General features: G+C 75.2%; 14 protein-coding genes and 2 pseudogenes. 9 read left to right on the top strand and 7 right to left on the bottom strand.

Features of this window, described 5'->3' with window-relative positions; genetic code table 11:
• Positions 1-17 precede the first annotated feature (17 nt).
• The 6 genes and pseudogenes from B446_RS06655 to B446_RS06630 form a co-directional block, all read left to right on the top strand.
• A pseudogene (locus B446_RS06655) lies at positions 18-392 on the top strand (hypothetical protein); the annotation flags it as partial.
• A 732-nt stretch (positions 393-1,124) separates the two neighbouring features.
• Positions 1,125-1,466, top strand: a pseudogene (locus B446_RS06650) (hypothetical protein); the annotation flags it as partial.
• Positions 1,463-2,062 (top strand): SixA phosphatase family protein, encoded by a 600-nt coding sequence (locus B446_RS06645; protein WP_020938653.1) that lies wholly within the window; start codon positions 1,463-1,465, stop codon positions 2,060-2,062. The pseudogene B446_RS06650 and the gene B446_RS06645, both read left to right, overlap by 4 nt.
• A gap of 63 nt (positions 2,063-2,125) precedes the next feature.
• Entirely contained in the window at positions 2,126-2,752 is a 627-nt protein-coding gene (locus B446_RS06640) for a YigZ family protein (RefSeq protein ID WP_020938652.1), read from the top strand.
• Between the two features lie 131 nt (positions 2,753-2,883).
• Entirely contained in the window at positions 2,884-4,047 is a 1,164-nt protein-coding gene (locus tag B446_RS06635; RefSeq protein ID WP_020938651.1) for an exonuclease SbcCD subunit D, read from the top strand.
• Positions 4,044-7,034 (top strand): AAA family ATPase, encoded by a 2,991-nt coding sequence (locus tag B446_RS06630; RefSeq protein ID WP_020938650.1) that lies wholly within the window; start codon positions 4,044-4,046, stop codon positions 7,032-7,034. The genes B446_RS06635 and B446_RS06630 overlap by 4 nt, the downstream gene beginning before the upstream one ends.
• Positions 7,035-7,065: 31 nt before the next feature.
• On the opposite strand, the gene B446_RS06625 is transcribed toward B446_RS06630, so the two are convergent.
• Positions 7,066-7,512, bottom strand: a complete 447-nt coding sequence (locus B446_RS06625; RefSeq protein ID WP_020938649.1) for an Lrp/AsnC family transcriptional regulator — start codon at positions 7,510-7,512, stop codon at positions 7,066-7,068.
• A 94-nt stretch (positions 7,513-7,606) separates the two neighbouring features.
• On the opposite strand from B446_RS06625, the gene B446_RS06620 reads away from it, so the two are divergent.
• Positions 7,607-8,083: a rhodanese-like domain-containing protein gene (locus tag B446_RS06620; RefSeq protein WP_020938648.1), complete on the top strand. Its 477-nt coding sequence runs from the start codon at positions 7,607-7,609 to the stop codon at positions 8,081-8,083.
• Positions 8,084-8,092: 9 nt separating this feature from the next.
• Positions 8,093-8,482, top strand: a complete 390-nt coding sequence (locus B446_RS06615; RefSeq protein ID WP_328285322.1) for an Imm21 family immunity protein — start codon at positions 8,093-8,095, stop codon at positions 8,480-8,482.
• A 47-nt stretch (positions 8,483-8,529) separates the two neighbouring features.
• Here B446_RS06615 and B446_RS06610 read toward each other — a convergent pair whose 3' ends face one another.
• The 6 genes from B446_RS06610 to B446_RS06585 form a co-directional block, all read right to left on the bottom strand.
• Positions 8,530-9,768 carry a cytochrome P450 gene (locus tag B446_RS06610; protein WP_020938646.1) on the bottom strand — a complete coding sequence of 413 codons (1,239 nt, stop codon included), beginning with the start codon at positions 9,766-9,768 and terminating at the stop codon, positions 8,530-8,532.
• Between the two features lie 32 nt (positions 9,769-9,800).
• Entirely contained in the window at positions 9,801-11,192 is a 1,392-nt protein-coding gene (locus tag B446_RS06605) for an NAD(P)/FAD-dependent oxidoreductase (RefSeq protein ID WP_043474915.1), read from the bottom strand.
• Positions 11,182-11,424: a ferredoxin gene (locus tag B446_RS06600; protein ID WP_020938644.1), complete on the bottom strand. Its 243-nt coding sequence runs from the start codon at positions 11,422-11,424 to the stop codon at positions 11,182-11,184. The genes B446_RS06605 and B446_RS06600 overlap by 11 nt, the downstream gene beginning before the upstream one ends.
• A 171-nt stretch (positions 11,425-11,595) precedes the next feature.
• Entirely contained in the window at positions 11,596-12,309 is a 714-nt protein-coding gene (locus tag B446_RS06595; protein WP_043474911.1) for a hypothetical protein, read from the bottom strand.
• 386 nt (positions 12,310-12,695) lie between these two features.
• Complete coding sequence (locus tag B446_RS06590; protein WP_020938642.1) at positions 12,696-14,387, bottom strand: DUF885 domain-containing protein; 1,692 nt, start codon at positions 14,385-14,387, stop codon at positions 12,696-12,698.
• A gap of 58 nt (positions 14,388-14,445) precedes the next feature.
• On the bottom strand, positions 14,446-14,925 hold the full coding sequence (locus tag B446_RS06585; RefSeq protein ID WP_020938641.1) for an Lrp/AsnC family transcriptional regulator: 480 nt from the start codon (positions 14,923-14,925) through the stop codon (positions 14,446-14,448).
• 60 nt (positions 14,926-14,985) lie between these two features.
• Between B446_RS06585 and B446_RS06580 the strand changes: the two genes are divergently transcribed.
• A complete protein-coding gene (locus tag B446_RS06580; protein WP_020938640.1) occupies positions 14,986-16,185 on the top strand; it encodes a trans-sulfuration enzyme family protein in 1,200 nt (399 codons plus the stop codon).
• Positions 16,186-16,327 lie beyond the last annotated feature (142 nt).

Here is a 16,327-nt window from a genome sequence, read left to right as displayed (position 1 = left end):
ACGCCTACGCTCGGGCCGTGCTGCGCATCCTCGACGCCCGAACCGGTGAGCCCGCCCCCGCCGCGCCCGCCCGCCGCGGCCTGACCCGCATCGAGGCGTACGCCTCCGGCCTCGACCCGACGGCGTTGCGCGTGCTCCTCACCACCGACCTCCTGGTCCGGGCCCTGGAACTCGGCGGCACCCCCGTGTGGGCGATACTCACCGCCCCGCACCGGCCGGCCGAGCTGCGCGCGGCCGCCACCACCCTGGCCATCCGCCCCTTCGAGGACGGCCGCGACGTCGCGTCGGGCCTCGGCGAGGCGCAGGTGATCCACGTGGTGGCCCAGGACGCCCCGGACCCGCCGGGCGCGGGTCCCCTCCTCGCCGTGGCACCGGTGATCTGGGCCGGGGCGGCGGCTCGGAGGGAGGCGGACACGGTCGCCGGTGGGCCGCCCGTGGCCGACGGCGAGGCGGGGCCGGCCAGCGGGAAGGCGCCGGCGGTCGACGCCGGCGCGCGGGCGGCGGGCGGCGGGAAGGCGCCGGCGGGCGGTGCCGGCGCGCGGGCGGCGGGCGGCGGGAAGGCGCCGGCGGGCGGTGCCGACACGCGGGCGGCGGGCGGTGAGGCGCGCCCGGTCGGCGGTGGGAGTGACGCGGCCGACGGCGACCCGGGGGAGGCGGACGGACGAAGATCCGCCGGAGGCCCGGTCCCGCCCGCCGGCCCGGCCGCCTCGGACGACGCGCCGCCTGGCGACGGCCCGGCTGGGCCCGCCGGTCTCTCCGCTCCGGATGTCGTGCCGCCTGGGGATGGCGGCTCGGCCGGGTCCGGCGGTCTCTCCGCTCCGGATGTCGTGCCGCCTGGGGATGGCGGCTCGGCCGCGTCCGCCGGTCTTCCTGCGCCGGATGTCGTGCCGCCTGGGGGTGGCTCGGCTGGGCCCGCGGGTCTTCCTGCGCCGGATGTGGTGCCGCCTGGGGGCGAGTCGGCCGCGTCCGCCGGTCCAGCCGCCTCGGATGCCGCGCCGCCTGGGGATGGCTCGGCCGGGCCCGCAGGGCTCGCCACCCGGGACGCCGCACCGTCCGGCGGTGGCCCGACCGCGTCCGCCGCCGATCCGGGCGACATGACGCCCGGCGACCTCGCGGCGCTCCTCGCCGACCCCACCGCCCTGCGCCTGAGTCTCCTGTCCGTGCCGCGCGGGACGCCGGTGCGGCTGGACGCTGCCCGTCTCGCGGAGGCCGCGCGGACGCTGGCCGGGTGGCGGCGCGCGGTCGCCGGGTGGTCCCGGCAGCCGTCCCGGCCGGTGCCCGAGGAGGTACGGGTGCGGCTGCGGGCGGCCTGGGAGGACGATCTCGACCTGCCCGGGGTGCTGGCCGTGCTGCGGGACGTGGCGGACGCGCCGGGGCTGCCCGACGGGGCCCGGTTCGAGACGTACGTGTACGCGGACCGGCTGCTCGCCCTCGACCTCGCCCGCGACCTGGGGAGCCTCCCGTGATCGAGCGGGCGGGCGCGGGCCCGCTGCGCCGGCTGGTCGTCCTGCGGCACGCCAAGTCCGCGTGGCCCGAGGGGGTCGTCGACCACCGGCGTCCGCTCGCGCCGCGCGGCCTGCGCGACGCTCCGGCCGCCGGACGGTTCCTCGCCGAGAGCGACGCCCTGCCCGACCTCGCCCTGTGCTCCACCGCCGTGCGCGCCCGCCGTACCTGGGAGCTGGCCGCCGCGCAGTGGGGCACGCCACCGCCGGTGCGCTACGACCGGCGGCTGTACGCGGCCGACGTGCCGGACCTGCTCGACGTCGTGCACGAGGTGCCCCGCGAGGTGGAGACACTGCTGCTCGTCGGGCACAACCCGGGCCTCCAGGAGCTGGTCCTGCGACTGGCCGGCGGCGGTCTGGACGACACGGTCGAGCGGGTCGGCGTGAAGTTCCCGACCTGCGCGATCGCCGTGCTGGCCTGGCGCGGCACCGGCTGGCCCGCCCTCGCCCCGGGCGCGGCCCTGCTGACGTCGTTCGCCGTGCCCCGAGGGAAGCACGCCGACAGCGACAAGGGTGACAAGAAAGACAAGAGCGGCAAACACGGCAAGGGTGGCGAGTAGCGGTCCGGAGGGCCGCCGGCACCGCGATCATGAGGCGGGCCTGCCCTCGCATAGGCTGGCGCAATGCAGGACGAGTACCGCACAGTCGCCCGCGCGGGCGTGCACGAGATCGAGATCAACCGCTCCCGTTTCCTGTGCGCCCTCGCCCCCGCGGCCACCGAGCGCGAGGCCCAGGAGTTCGTCGCCGCCGTCCGCAAGGAGCACGCCGACGCCACGCACAACTGCTGGGCGTACGTCATCGGCGCCGACGCCTCCGTGCAGAAGGCCAGCGACGACGGCGAGCCGGGCGGCACCGCGGGCGTGCCCATGCTGCAGATGCTGCTGCGCCGCGAGATGCGGTACGTCGTCGCCGTCGTCACCCGCTACTACGGCGGCGTCAAGCTCGGCGCCGGCGGTCTCATCCGCGCCTACGGCGGCGCGGTCGGCGAGGCCCTGGACGTCCTGGGCACCCTGACCCGGCGCCGCTTCCGGCTGGCCACCGTGACCGTCGACCACCAGCGCGCGGGCAAGGTCGAGAACGACCTGCGGTCCACCGGGCGCGAGGTCCGGGACGTCCGCTACGGCGAGGCCGTCACGATCGAGATCGGGCTGCCCGACTCCGAGGTGGACGCGTTCCGCGGCTGGCTCGCCGACGTGACGGCGGGGACGGCCGGCTTCGAGCTCGGCGGGGAGGCCTACGGGGACGCGTGAGGTTCGCGTCACGCACATAGGTGACTTAAGCGGCCAATCAGACATAACACCCGAGTGGGGGCCGGGGTGTGACGGCCTGATACGGGAGTAACCGCCCGTGATGTCGGACCCGGCCGTTAGTCTCGGGGATCATGAGAGTCCTGCACACGTCCGACTGGCACCTCGGCCGGGCCTTCCACCGGGTGAACATGCTCGGGGCCCAGGCCGGGTTCATCGGTCACCTCGTCACCACCGTGCGCGAGCACGCGGTCGACGCGGTGGTCGTGTCCGGGGACGTGTACGACCGCGCGGTGCCCCCGCTCGCGGCGGTCGAGCTGTTCGACGACGCCCTGCACCGCCTGGCCGACCTCGGCGTGCCCACCGTGATGATCTCCGGCAACCACGACTCGGCGCGCCGGCTCGGCGTTGCCGCCGGACTCATCGACCGCGCGGGCATCCACCTGCGCACCGAACCGGCCGCCGCCGGTACTCCCGTCGTGCTGTCCGACGCCCACGGGGACGTCGCCTTCTACGGACTGCCGTACCTCGAACCCGCCCTGGTCAAGGACGAGTTCGAAGTGGAGCGGGCCGGCCACGAGACCGTGCTCGCCGCCGCCATGGACCGCGTCCGCGCCGACCTCGCCACCCGCGCCACGGGCACCCGCTCCGTCGTCCTCGCCCACGCCTTCGTCACTGGCGGCGAACCCAGCGACAGCGAGCGGGACATCACCGTCGGCGGGGTCGCCGCCGTACCGGCCGGAGTCTTCGACGGCGTCGACTACGTGGCCCTCGGCCATCTGCACGGCTGCCAGACCCTCACCGAGCGCGTCCGCTACTCGGGCTCCCCGCTCGCGTACTCCTTCTCCGAGGCCGGCCACCGCAAGAGCATGTGGCTCGTCGACCTGGCCGCCGACGGCTCGGTCACCGCCGAGCGCCTCGACTGCCCCGTGCCGCGTCCCCTCGCCCGCATCCGCGGCACCCTGGAGGACCTGCTCGCCGACCCGGAACTCGCCCGCCACGAGGACGCCTGGGTGGAGGCCACGCTCACCGACCCGGTCCGCCCGGCCGACCCGATGGCCCGGCTCGCCGAGCGCTTCCCGCACACCCTCAGCCTCGTCTTCGCCCCGGAACGGGCAGCGGACGACCCCGCGGTCTCCTACGCCCGGCGGCTCGCGGGCCGCAGCGACCAGCAGATCGCCCACGACTTCGTCGCCCACGTGCGCGGTGCCGGACCCGACGAACGGGAGAGCGCCGTACTGCGCGAGGCCTTCGACGCCGTGCGCGCCGACGACGCCCTGCGGGAGGTGGCCCGATGAGGCTGCACCGGCTCGACATCACCGCCTTCGGCCCCTTCGGCGGCGCTCGCAGCGTCGACTTCGACGCGCTGTCCGCCGCCGGGCTGTTCCTGCTGCACGGCCCCACCGGTGCGGGCAAGACCTCCGTCCTGGACGCCGTCTGCTACGCGCTCTACGGCTCCGTGCCCGGCGCCCGGCAGAGCGGCCAGGGCATGAACCTGCGCAGCGACCACGCCGAGGCCCGCACCCGCACCGAGATCCGCCTCGAACTCACCGTCGCCGGGCGCCGCCTGGAGATCACCCGGCAGCCGCCGTGGGAACGGCCCAAGCTGCGCGGCAAGGGCCTGACCGTCGACAAGGCCCAGACCTGGCTGCGCGAGTACGACGCCCCGGCCCGCGCCTGGAAGGACCTCAGCCGCTCCCACCAGGAGATCGGCGAGGAGATCACCCAGCTCCTCGGCATGAGCCGCGAGCAGTTCTGCCAGGTCGTGCTGCTGCCCCAGGGCGACTTCGCGCGCTTCCTGCGCGCCGACGCAGAGGCCCGCGGCCGCCTGCTGGGCCGCCTCTTCGACACCCAGCGCTTCGCCGACGTGGAGAAGCGGCTCGCCGAACGCCGCCGCGCCACCGAGGCCCGGGTGCGCGAGGGCGACGCCGGCCTGCTCGCCGACGCGCACCGCATGCAGCAGGCGGCGGGCGACGCCATGGAGCTGCCCGAGCTGAGCCCCGGCGACCCCGGCCTCGCCGATGCCGTTCTCGGCGCCGCCGCCGTGGCCCGCAGCACCGCACGCGAACGCCTCACCGTCGCCCGGTGCCGCCTCACCGCCGCCGAGTCCGGCCACGCCGCGGCCCTGCGCACCCTGGACGACGCGCGCGAACTCGCCCGGCTGCAGAGCCGGTTCACCGAGGCGCGGCGGCGGGCCGAACTGCTCAGGGAACGGGCCGGCGCCCACGACGAGGCACAGGAGCGCATGCGGCGCGCCCGCAAGGCGGAGAACGTGGCACCCGCGCTCGACCTCCGGGAGTCCGCCGAGGCCGAGCACCGCGCCGCCGCCGCGACCGAGGCACGCCTGCGTCTCGCGCTCCCCGAGGAGCACGCCGGCGCCGGTCCCGCGGGCCTCGCGGCCGCCGCCCGCCGCGCCGCCGAGGAGCTGGGCGGCCTGGAGTCCGCCCGGCGCGCCGAACAGCGGCTCACCGAGCTGGCCGGGGAACGGACCGGCCTCGACCGGCAGGAACGGGCCGACGAGGAGGTGCTGCGCGAGGCCGACGCATGGCTCGCCGAGTGGGACACCACCCGCGCCGCCCTCCAGACCCGCATCGACACCGCCCAGGAGGCGGCCACCCGCGCCGAACAGCTCGCCGTCCGGCGCGACCCCGCACACCGCCGCCTCCTCGCGGCCCGCACCCGCGACGAACTGGCCGCCGACCTGGAGCAGGCGCGGCGCCGCGCCCACGCCGCCGCCCAGCACACCCTCGACACCCGCGCGCACTGGCTGGACCTCAAGGAACAGCGCCTGACCGGCATCGCCGCCGAACTGGCCGCCCACCTCACCGACGGCGAGCCCTGCGCCGTCTGCGGAGCCACCGAACACCCCGCGCCCGCCCGCAAGGTCGCCGGACACGTCGACCGCGAGGCCGAGGAGCGCGCGCTCGCCGCCCACCAGCGGGCCGGCGAGCGGCAGGCGGAGGACGAGCGGCGCCTCGGCGTGGTGCGCGAGGCCCTGGCCGCGGCCACCGCCGAGGCCGGCGACACCCCCACCGAGCGGCTCGCCGCCGAAGCCGACGAACTGGAGCGGGAGTACGAGCGCGCCCGCCGCGCCGCCACCGGCCTGCACACCGCCCACGAGGAGCTGCGGCGTGCCGAGCAGGAGCGCGAGCGGCGCCAGGCCGACCGTCAGCAGGCCGCCGTACGGACCGCGTCCCGGCTCACCCGGCGCGAGACACTGGAGCGTGAACAGGCAGCACTCCAGGAGGAGTTGACACAGGCCCGGGGGAGCGCGGCCAGCGTCGCCCTCCGTGCCTCGCAACTGGAGCGGCTGGCCGGGCAGCTCACCGACGCCGCGGACGCCGCGCGCACCGCCGAGGACACCGCCCAGCGGCTGAAGGACGCCGACGCCCGCCTCGCGGACGCCGCCTACCGCGCGGGCTTCGAGACCCCGCAGGCCGCGGCCGCCGCGCTGCTGGACGACGCGGCCCACCGCGAGCTGCAACACCGCCTGGACGCCTGGCAGTCCGAGGAGGCGGCCGTGCGCGCCATGCTCGCCGAGGCCGACGCCGCTGCCGCCGCGCAGCGGCCGCCCGCCGACCTCGCCGCGGCCCAGCACGCGGCGGCCGCATCCGAACGGCGGCTGCGCGACGCCGCCTCCGCATGCGACGCGGCGGACCGCTGCCGCACCGAGCTGGACCGGCTCTCGGCCCGCGCCACCGAGGGCGCCCGCCGGCTCGCCCCGCTGCGCGAGGAGTACGACCGGGTGGCCCGCCTGGCCGCCCTCACCGCGGGCACCTCCGCCGACAACGAACGCAGGATGCGCCTGGAGTCGTACGTGCTGGCGGCCCGCCTGGAGCAGGTCGCGGCCGCGGCCACCGTACGGCTGCAGCGGATGTCGTCGGGCCGCTACACCCTCGTCCACTCGGACGACCGCACCGGGCGCGGGCGCAGCGGGCTCGGGCTGCACGTCGTGGACGCCTGGACCGGCCGCGAACGCGACACGGCCAGTCTCTCGGGCGGCGAGACCTTCTTCGCCTCCCTCGCCCTCGCCCTCGGCCTCGCCGACGTCGTCACCGACGAGGCCGGCGGCGTGCGCCTCGACACCCTCTTCATCGACGAGGGCTTCGGCAGCCTCGACGACCAGACCCTGGACGAGGTCCTGGACGTCCTGGACTCCCTGCGCGAGCGGGACCGCAGCGTCGGCATCGTCAGCCACGTCCCCGACCTCCGCCGCCGCGTCCACGCCCAGCTGGAGGTCGTCAAGGACCGCTCCGGGTCCTCGCTGCGGCAGCGGGGGGTCTGACCCGGCCGCCCGGCCGGCCCGCGGGGAGCGGTCAGCGGCCCAGCGGGCGGCGGGGGAGGGGCGAGGAGTAGACGACACTCGTCGTCACCGAGCCGAGGGCGCCTATGCGGCCCGAGACCTCCTCCAGGTGGGACATGGAGCGGGCGGCGACCTTGATGACGAAGCAGTCGTCGCCCGTCACGTGGTGGGCCTCCAGGATCTCGGGCGTCGCGGCGACCAGGTCGTGGAACGGCTTGTAGTTGCCGTTCGGGTACCGCAGGCGTACGAACGCCATGATGGCGAGGCCCAGCCGCTCGGGGTCCACCACGGCCGCGTAGCCCTGGATCACGCCGGCCTCCTCCAGGCGCCGGACCCGTTCGGTGACGGCGCTCGGGGACATGGAGACCTCGCGGGCCAGCTCGGCGTAGCTGGCCCGCCCGTCCCGCTGGAGGACGTCGAGAATGCGCCAGTCGGTGGCGTCCGGGGAATACGCGGTCATCCCGGATGAATAGCAGGGCAATCCCCGGCCGGGCAAGCGTCAGGCCGTGGATCGTCACTTCAGCGGGACGGCGCGCGGCCGTAGGTTTTCCGGCATGAGCACCGAGACCTCCGTGAACCCCGTCCTGCGCACCGCGCCCGCCGCCCCCGCCGAGGCCGCCGCCTACTTCCGGGCGAGCCTCGCCTTCCACGCCGACGTCTCCGACGTCGCCGCCGCGCTCGCGGCCGGCGGTGACCCCGGCTTCGTCGTGGTCGACTCCCGCTCCACCGAGTCCTGGGACCAGGGGCACCTCCCGGGCGCCGTCCACCTGCCGACCGCGCTCATCCCCGAGCAGGCCGGACAACTCCTCGACAGGTCCGTCCCGGTGGTGACCTACTGCTGGGGCCCCGGCTGCAATGGCGCCACCCGCGCCGCCCTCGCCCTGGCCGAACTCGGCTACCAGGTCAAGGAGATGCTCGGCGGCTTCGAGTACTGGGCGCGCGAGGGCTTCGCCTACGAGACCTGGCAGGGACCCGCGCGCCGGGACGCCGACCCGCTGACGGCGCCCCTGGCAGGCGAGTGCGGCTGCTGACAACCGCCCGTGTGGGTTCTGCCCCTGGCGCGACACGGGGATCCGGGCGCGCTGCGGTGGGTGGAGCCGGGCGGCGGTCCGCTGGTGGCCGTACCGCAGACGGTGCCGCCGTTCCGGACCGGTGCCGACAGCGAGGAGCTCGACACGGACCACCACCGCGTCTGCGAGGTCGGCACGTCGCGGCCGCGCTCGACGCCGCGGTGGGGGAGGGCGGACCGCGCTGGAACGTCCCGGCCGGGTGGTGGTTTCGACTCGGCCAGGCCGGGCGCGGCGGCCCGGACCGGGACGCACCTGCGGGTGCCCCTGGGACCGGGCCCGTACCCGGTCCACGCCGCCCACCTGCGGCCGGGCCCGGAGACCTGGACGGGCCTGGTGCGGTTCAGTCGGCCGGCCCCCTGAGCCACACCCTCACCCCGGCCCCGGACCGGACCGGACCGTGGGAACGGTCAACGCAGGCCGTCGAAGGCGACGTTCAGATGGCGCGGGCCGCGCAGCACCGCGTTCGGCCGGTACGGCGGCGGGTCCTCGACCAGCCGCGGGTTCTCCAGCCGCCTGGCCAGCTCGGACAGCGCGATCTGGGTCTCCAGCCGGGCCAGGGGAGCGCCGAAGCAGCTGTGGATGCCGCTGCCGAATCCGAGGTGCTGGATGTCCTCGCGGTCCGGGTCGAACCGGTCGGGCTCCTTGAACCGCTCCGGGTCCCGGTTGCCCGCCGCGATCATGAGCCAGATGCGCGAACCCTTGGGAATGGTCGTCCCGCGCAGCTCGATGTCGGTGATGCAGGTGCGCTGCGGCACGATCTGCACCGGCGGCTCGTAGCGCAGCAGCTCCTCCACGATCCTCACCGACAGCCCCGGGTCCTCCCGCAGCCGCCCCAGCACCTCCGGGTGGCGCAGCAGCGTGAGCATGCCGTTGGTGATCAGGTTGACCGTCGTCTCGTGCCCGGCGATCAGCAGCAGCACCGCGGTGCTCAGCACCTCCATCATGGTCATCGCGCCGTCCGGGCCCCGGCTGTTCGCCAGGTCGGACAGCACGTCGTCCTGCGGCTCCTTGGTGCGCTGCTCCACCAGCCCGGCCAGGTACATGCCGAGCTGCATCCGCGACTCCTGCGCCGTCTTCACGAACTCCGGGTCGGCGCTCCGCCGGGTGTCCGGGTCGAGGGTGGCGACCAACGGATCGACCCAGGAGCGGAACCGGGGCTCGTCCTCACGGGGCACGCCCAGCAGCCGGCAGATCACCGTCACCGGGAACGGGTAGGCGAACTGGTCGACCAGGTCCACCTCCCGGGCGTCCCCGAAGCCGTCGATCAGGCCGGTGACGATGCCGTCGAGCTCGCCGCGCATGTTCTCGATGCGGCGCGGCTGGTGCGGCGGCCCGAACGCGCTGTTGGCGATGCGCCGCAGCCGGTCGTGCTCGGGCGGATCGAGACGGAGGAACGACGGCGGCAGTCCGCCCGTCTCGTCGCCCATGCCCAGCCCGTCGTCCTCGGACGCGGCCAGGTTGGCGGCGTCGGAGCTGACCCGGGGGTCGTGGAGCAGCGCCTCGATGTCGTAGTAGGAGCTGACGACGTAGGGGCCGCCCTCCTCCTCGTGCAGCACCGGTGTCCTGCGGAGTTCCGTGTACAGCGGATACGGGTCGGCGCGGTTGGCGAAGTCGGTGATCTGGCGGAACAGCGGGGCTTGCGTCATGACAAGTCCTAGGGGCGTCGAGGCCGCGGCGGTCAGTGGCGGGCCGGGGTGAATACCAGCTGCTGGTCGGCCGGTGAGTAGCCGCTCAGGGTCACGGTGGGGCCGTGGGTCGGCAGGGACGGGTCGGGGAAGTCGGCCGGGACGGGCTGCCGGCCCTCGGGCCGCCGGTCCATCGTGGGGAACTCCACCGGGAACGGGGCGCCGCGCTCGATCTGCCGCCGGTAGAACTCCAGCCAGCGGTTGTTGTCGAAGCTGACCGCGGCGATCACCCGGCCCTGGTACCCGTAGACGCCGACGAACCTGCGCTCGGCCAGCGAGCCCTGCGTGATCATGATCTGGTCGCCCATGGGCGGCACCCCGACCGACTTGATGTTCACCCGGAACTGCGAGGACCAGAACGCCGGCGTCCACAGGTGCGGGCGGCGGTCGGCGCCCCGGCAGATCATGTTGTGCGCGGCCGTCTCCGCCTGGGCGACGGCGTTGCCCCAGTGCTCCAGCGAGAGGAACTGGTAGCCGAACAGCGCGTGCGGCGACCGCGCCACGTCACCGGCGACGAACACGTCGTCGGTGACGATGCCCCGGAAGTCGAAGGCCCGGCAGCCCGCGTCACAGGCGATGCCGCGCGGCCCGGCGCCGAGCCCCGACCCGGTCAGCCACTCGGTGTTGCGCAGCGAACCGAGCGAGACGACCACGACGTCGGCCTCGACGACGCTCTCGTCGGACAGGTGGACGGCCCGCACCCTGCCGGACGTGTCGCCCTCCAGCGCGGTCACCGTGACCCGGGTGCGCAGGTCCACGCCGTTCTCGGTCTGCAGGTCGGCCGCGACCGCGCCGATCACCCCGCCGAGCGCACCCACCAGCGGGGCACCGGCGCGCTCCGCCATGGTGACCTGGAGCCCCATCTCCCGGCAGGCCGAGGCCACCTCGCACCCGGCGAACCCGGCGCCGATGATGAACACCCGGCGAGGCCCGGCCTTCAGCTTCTGCAGCAGCCTGGTCGCGTCGTCCCGGGTGCGCAGCAGGAAGACGCCGTCCAGCCGCGCCTCCGCCTCCTTCGGCCAGGGCCGGGCCCGTACGCCGGTGGCGATGAGCAGCCGGTCGTACTCGACCTCGTCCCCGTCGGCCAGCCGTACCCGCTTGGCGCTCAGGTCGAGGCCGGAGGCCGGGACGCCGAGCCGCCACTTCGCGTCGATCTCCCGGCGGTGGGGCAGCTCGGTGTGGCGTGGCGAGGCCATGCCCAGCAGCGCCGCCTTGGACAGCGGCGGCCGGTCGTACGGCTCGTACGGCTCGTCGCCGATCAGGGTCAGCTCACCGGTGAACCCCTCGGCGCGCAGGGTCTCGGCGGCGCGCAGCCCGGCCAGCGAGGCGCCCACGATCACGATGCGGCCCTCGCGCCGGATCCATTCCACGTGATCAGCGGGCATCGGACGCCTCCGGGGCGGAGGCGGTGCTCCCGCCCATGCCGTCCAGACCGTCGGCCGTGATGGCCTGCACCGGGCAGGCGGCGACGGCGCGTGCCAGCCGCTCGCGCTGTTCCTCGTCCGCCCGGGGGTTGTAGATCAGCGACTCCTCGCCGTGCATGGCGAAGACGTCGGGCGCGAGGAACGCGCACTGCGCGTACCCCTGACACTTGTTGAGATCGACGACGAGCCTCATCGACGCTCCGCCCCTTCCGTGGCCTGGTCCGGTGCGCACCGCCGCGTCGCGCGCGGCCATTCCCGGACGGCGGTCATGTCCCGTTGGCCAGCATGGGAGCCGGTCCGGGGCGCCGCCCGCCGGGCCGGGCCGTCCGGGTGAGGACGGCGGGACCGCGGGGGTGCCGCGGGGTCACACGGGTGGCGCGGAGGGCGCGGGCGGCGCGGAGGACGCGGTGGGCTCGTCCCGGGAGCGGTTCCGGCCGCCCGCCACGAGGATGTGCACGCTGACCGCCAGCGCCCAGGCGGGGAAGACCAGTTCCGACCACGGCACGTTCGAGGAGACGAACAGCAGCACCGCGGCGGTCAGGAACCCCACGATCGACAGCGGGCGCGGCAGGACGCCGAGGCGGTGCCCCATCACCGACAGCGAGCAGACGAAGACCCCCGCCATCCGCATGGCGTACCCGGTCAGCAGCGTGTACGCGAAATGGCGGCCGAAGTCCCAGGCGGGCAGCGGGGGCGGGGCAGCAGAGGGGTCGGCCAGGGCCAGGACCGCCGCTGCCGCCGCCGCACCGCCGAACAGGGTGGCGGTGAAGACCAGTCCGCTGCCCAGGAAGACGGTGGCGAGGAACCGGTCCTCGACCTGCCCCACATGAGCCCGTACGGCGCCCACGAACCACAGGAAGAAGATGCCGGCGAACGGCACCAGATCCAGGGCCGCGCGCACCGCGTCGCGCCGCGTGGAGTCCGTGAACCCCTGCGGGGTGACCCCGTCCGCGCCCTCCGGGATCCCCAGCCGGACCAGCACGATCGCCGCCGCCAGCAGCAGCGCGAACACCACTCCGGCCAGCCCGGCGGCCCGCGGGGTCTGCAGCGGCTGCCGCCCCGGCCCCATTGCCCGCATACCCGGCCCGCCTCCTCACGTCGGCTCCGGACACCAGCAAGCCGCCTCCCCGGCGGCCGCGCCACCGGAGGACGGCCGTACGGCCGACCGGCACGGGGTGGGGCGCCCCAACGGCACGGGCCCCGGCGACCGCGCCGGAACCGGCCCCGGCACGGACGCCCACGCGGGCGCCGGCCAGGCCCCCGGTGTTCGCTCGGGCTCCGGCCTCGGCGCGGGGCCACCGGAGACGCCCAGGCTGCCGTGGCCGCCCGGTGCCCCGCCGGACGCCGGGGACAGCCCGACGACCCGGCCCGGCTCATCGCGTGGCCGGCCACGGACTCAGGCGGCCCGGGGCACTGGCGAGGTCGCCAACTCCGCGAGGGGTTCCCGTCGCCGGCCCGGCGGGATCAGAGCCGGGACAGCTCGTCCACCAGGTCGTCCAGGCCGAGCGAGCCCTGCGACAGGGCCGCCATGTGCCACGCCTTCAGGTCGAAGGCGTCGCCGTGCCGCTCACGGGCGTTCGCACGGCCCAGCAGCCAGGCCCGCTCACCGAGCTTGTAGCCGATCGCCTGGCCGGGGATGGTCAGGTACCGGGTCAGCTCGCTCTCCACGAAGTCCGCCGGCCGGCTGCTGTGCGCGCCGAAGAACTCCTGCGCCAGCTCCGGCGTCCAGCGCTCCCCGGGGTGGAACGGCGAGTCCGCCGGGATCTCCAGCTCCAGGTGCATGCCGATGTCCACGATGACCCTGGCCGCCCGCATCATCTGCGCGTCCAGGTAGCCCAGGCGCACCTCGGCGTCGGTCAGGTAGCCCAGCTCGTCCATCAGGCGCTCCGCGTACAGCGCCCAGCCCTCGGCGTTGGCGCTGACGCCGCCGACGCCGGCCTGGTAGCGGGAGAGGTCCTCCGCCACGTGCGCCCACTGCGCGAGCTGGAGATGGTGGCCGGGCACGCCCTCGTGGTACCAGGTCGACACCAGGTCGTACACCGGGAACCGGGTCAGGCCCATGGTCGGCAGCCAGGTCCGGCCGGGCCGCGAGAAGTCCTCCGAGGGCGGCGTGTAGTACGGGGCGGCGGCACCGCCGGGCGGGGCGATGCGGGACTCCACCTTCCGCACCCGCTCGGCGAGTTCGAAGTGGGTGCCGTCCAGGTCCGCGATGGCCTGGTCCATCAGGCCCTGCAGCCACTCCCGGACCTCCTCGACACCCTCGATGTGCCGGCCGTGCTCGTCCAGGTGCGCGAGTGCCACCCACGGCGTCTCGGCGCCGGGCAGGATCTTCTCGGCCTCCTGCCGCATCTCGCCGAGGATGCGGTGGAACTCCGACCAGCCGTATGCGTACGCCTCGTCCAGGTCCAGGTCGGTGCCGTTGAAGTAGCGGGACCAGCGCGCGTACCGCTCGCGGCCCACGGTGTTCGGGGCGTCCTCGACCGCCGGCGCGTACACGTCCCGCATCCAGTCGCGCAGCTCCGCGACGGCCGCGGTCGCCGTGCGCGCCGCCTCGTCCAGCTCGGCGCGCAGCGCGTCCGGGCCCGCGGCGGCGAAGTCCTCGAACCAGCCGCGGCCGTGACCGTCGGTGTCCGACCACTCGGTGAGCTGCTCGACGAAGGTCGCGGTCGGCCGCGGCGCCGCGTACAGCTTGCGCTCCAGGCCCAGCTGGAGGGACTGCCGGTAGCCCGCGAGGGCGGCCGGCACCGCGCGCAGCCGCGCGGCGATCGCGCTCCAGTCCTCCTCGGTCTGCGCCGGCATCACGGTGAACACGTCCCGCACCGAGTGTCCCGGCGTGTGCATGTTGCCGACCGCGCGCAGGTGCTCGTCGGCCTCGTGCACGGCGAGTTCGGCGGTCAGCCGCTCGCGCAGCAGCCGGGCGCAGCGGCGCTCGACGTCGCTGTCCGCGCCGGGCTGCCGCTCCGCCTCGTCGAGCCGCGCGAGGGTCGCCCGCGCCAGCTCGGCCAGGGCCTCCTGGCCCTGCGGGGAGTAGTCGGGCAGCCTGGTCGCACTCTCCTTCACGCCCAGGTAGGTACCGGTGACGGGGTCGACGGCGATGAGGTCGTCCACGTACGCGTCGGCGACCTGACGGGGCAGCAAGATCCGGATCTCAGCCATGCCGCCCATCCTCGTACGGCGACCGCGGCCGCGTCACCCGCGTATCGCGGGATTCCGCTCAGGGCGTGGCCGGGGGCAGCAGCGGCCCGCAGTCCCACTGCTGGAAGATCAACCGGGTCTCCACCCGGGCCACTTCCCGGTGCGCCGTGAACTCGTCCAGAACCAGCCGCTGCAGATCGGTCATGTCCGCCACGGCCACGTGCACCAGGTAGTCGTCCGGTCCGGTCAGATGGAACACGGTCCGTGACTCCGGCAGCGCGCGGATGCGTTCCACGAACGGTCCCACCAGCTCCCGCCGGTGCGGTCTGACCTGCACCGACAGCAGTGCCTCCAGACCGCGTCCGAGCTTCGCCGGGTCCAGCCGCAACTGGTGGCCGAGGATCACACCGGAGCGGCGCAGCCGGGTCACCCGGTCCAGGCAGGTGGACGGCGCGACGCCCACCTGGGCGGCGAGATCGCGGTAGGTGGTCCGGGCGTCGTTCTGCAGGAGGCGCAGCAGATGGAGGTCCACCGGATCCAGTACGACAGATTCGGCCATTGGCCGAACGTAGCACGGCGTTCGATTCCGCTGAACCGTTCACTGTTCACTCTTCCGCCCATGGACACAGCGAGCACGGGTGCCTACGACGACGTACGCACCGCATCGAGAGCACTGGCCACCGAGGCCGTCCACGCCGGCCGCGACGACCTCGCCCGCCAGGGCCTGCACGCCCCGCCCATCGATCTGTCCACCACCTACCCCTCCTTCGACAGCCGCGGGGAGGCCGCGCGCATCGACGCCTTCGCCACCGACGGCGCCGACCCGGACGGACCGCCGATCTACGGCCGCCTCGGCAACCCGACCGTCGCCCGCTTCGAGACCGCCCTGGCCAGGCTGGAGGGCACCGAGTCCGCCGTCGCCTTCGCCAGCGGCATGGCGGCGCTCAGCGCGGTCCTCCTCGCCCGCTCCGCCCTCGGCCTGCGCCACGTCGTCGCGGTACGCCCCCTGTACGGATGCAGCGACCACCTGCTGACCGCCGGGCTCCTCGGCTCCGAGGTGACCTGGACCGACCCGGCCGGGATCGCGGACGCGCTGCGCCCCGACACCGGTCTGGTGATGGTCGAGTCCCCGGCCAACCCCACGCTCGCCGAGGTCGACCTGCGGGCCGTCGCCCACTCCTGCGGGCAGGTGCCGCTGCTGGCCGACAACACCTTCGCCACCCCCGTCCTGCAGCGTCCCGCCGAACACGGCGCGCGTCTGGTGCTGCACAGCGCCACCAAGTACATCGGCGGCCACGGCGACGTGCTGGCCGGCGTCGTCGCCTGCGACGAGGAGTTCGCCGGACAGCTCCGGAAGATACGTTTCGCCACGGGTGGTGTCCTGCACCCGCTGGCCGGCTACCTGCTGCTCAGGGGCCTGTCCACGCTGCCGGTCCGGGTCCGGGCCGCCTCGGCGAGCGCCGCCGAGATCGCCGGCCGGCTCGCCGCCGACCCGCGCGTGGCCCGCGTCCACTACCCGCGCCTCGGCGGCGCGATGGTCGCCTTCGAGGTGCACGGCGACCCGCACGAGGTGATCTCCCGGGTCGGGCTGATCACCCCGGCGGTGAGCCTGGGCAGCGTCGACACCCTCATCCAGCACCCCGCTTCCATCAGCCACCGCATCGTCGACGCCGACGACCGGCGCGGCGCCGGGGTGAGCGACAGGCTGCTGCGGATGTCCGTGGGCCTGGAGGACGTCGACGACCTGTGGGCCGACCTCGATCACGCCCTGGGGGAGCGGAGCCGCACCGCGGCACCGCTGCGGGAAGCCGTGCGCTGACGGGGTTGCGCACGAAGACGGCCCGGCGGACGCCCGCCGGGCCGTCCACCCATGCGCTCGGTGGGCCGTCCGCCCATGCGCTCGGTGGGCCGTCCGCCCATGCGCTCGGTGGGGCGCCTGCCCATGCGCGTGCCCGCCCATG

This window comes from Streptomyces collinus Tu 365 (genome assembly GCF_000444875.1).
GTDB lineage: Bacteria > Actinomycetota > Actinomycetes > Streptomycetales > Streptomycetaceae > Streptomyces > Streptomyces collinus_A.
The sequence above is the reverse complement of the archived record's forward strand: the minus strand, read 5'-3'. Positions and strand labels throughout refer to the sequence as shown.

Bases quoted from the DNA above. Each gene is read 5' to 3' on its own strand.
- B446_RS06580 (WP_020938640.1), top strand. From the start codon at position 14,986: ATGGACACAGCGAGCACGGGTGCCTACGACGACGTACGCACCGCATCG.
- B446_RS06610 (WP_020938646.1), bottom strand. From the start codon at position 9,768: ATGACGCAAGCCCCGCTGTTCCGCCAGATCACCGACTTCGCCAACCGC.
- B446_RS06640 (WP_020938652.1), top strand. From the start codon at position 2,126: ATGCAGGACGAGTACCGCACAGTCGCCCGCGCGGGCGTGCACGAGATC.
- B446_RS06630 (WP_020938650.1), top strand. From the start codon at position 4,044: ATGAGGCTGCACCGGCTCGACATCACCGCCTTCGGCCCCTTCGGCGGC.
- B446_RS06605 (WP_043474915.1), bottom strand. From the start codon at position 11,192: ATGCCCGCTGATCACGTGGAATGGATCCGGCGCGAGGGCCGCATCGTG.
- B446_RS06620 (WP_020938648.1), top strand. From the start codon at position 7,607: ATGAGCACCGAGACCTCCGTGAACCCCGTCCTGCGCACCGCGCCCGCC.
- B446_RS06590 (WP_020938642.1), bottom strand. From the start codon at position 14,387: ATGGCTGAGATCCGGATCTTGCTGCCCCGTCAGGTCGCCGACGCGTAC.
- B446_RS06625 (WP_020938649.1), bottom strand. From the start codon at position 7,512: ATGACCGCGTATTCCCCGGACGCCACCGACTGGCGCATTCTCGACGTC.
- B446_RS06635 (WP_020938651.1), top strand. From the start codon at position 2,884: ATGAGAGTCCTGCACACGTCCGACTGGCACCTCGGCCGGGCCTTCCAC.
- B446_RS06600 (WP_020938644.1), bottom strand. From the start codon at position 11,424: ATGAGGCTCGTCGTCGATCTCAACAAGTGTCAGGGGTACGCGCAGTGC.
- B446_RS06585 (WP_020938641.1), bottom strand. From the start codon at position 14,925: ATGGCCGAATCTGTCGTACTGGATCCGGTGGACCTCCATCTGCTGCGC.
- B446_RS06595 (WP_043474911.1), bottom strand. From the start codon at position 12,309: ATGCGGGCAATGGGGCCGGGGCGGCAGCCGCTGCAGACCCCGCGGGCC.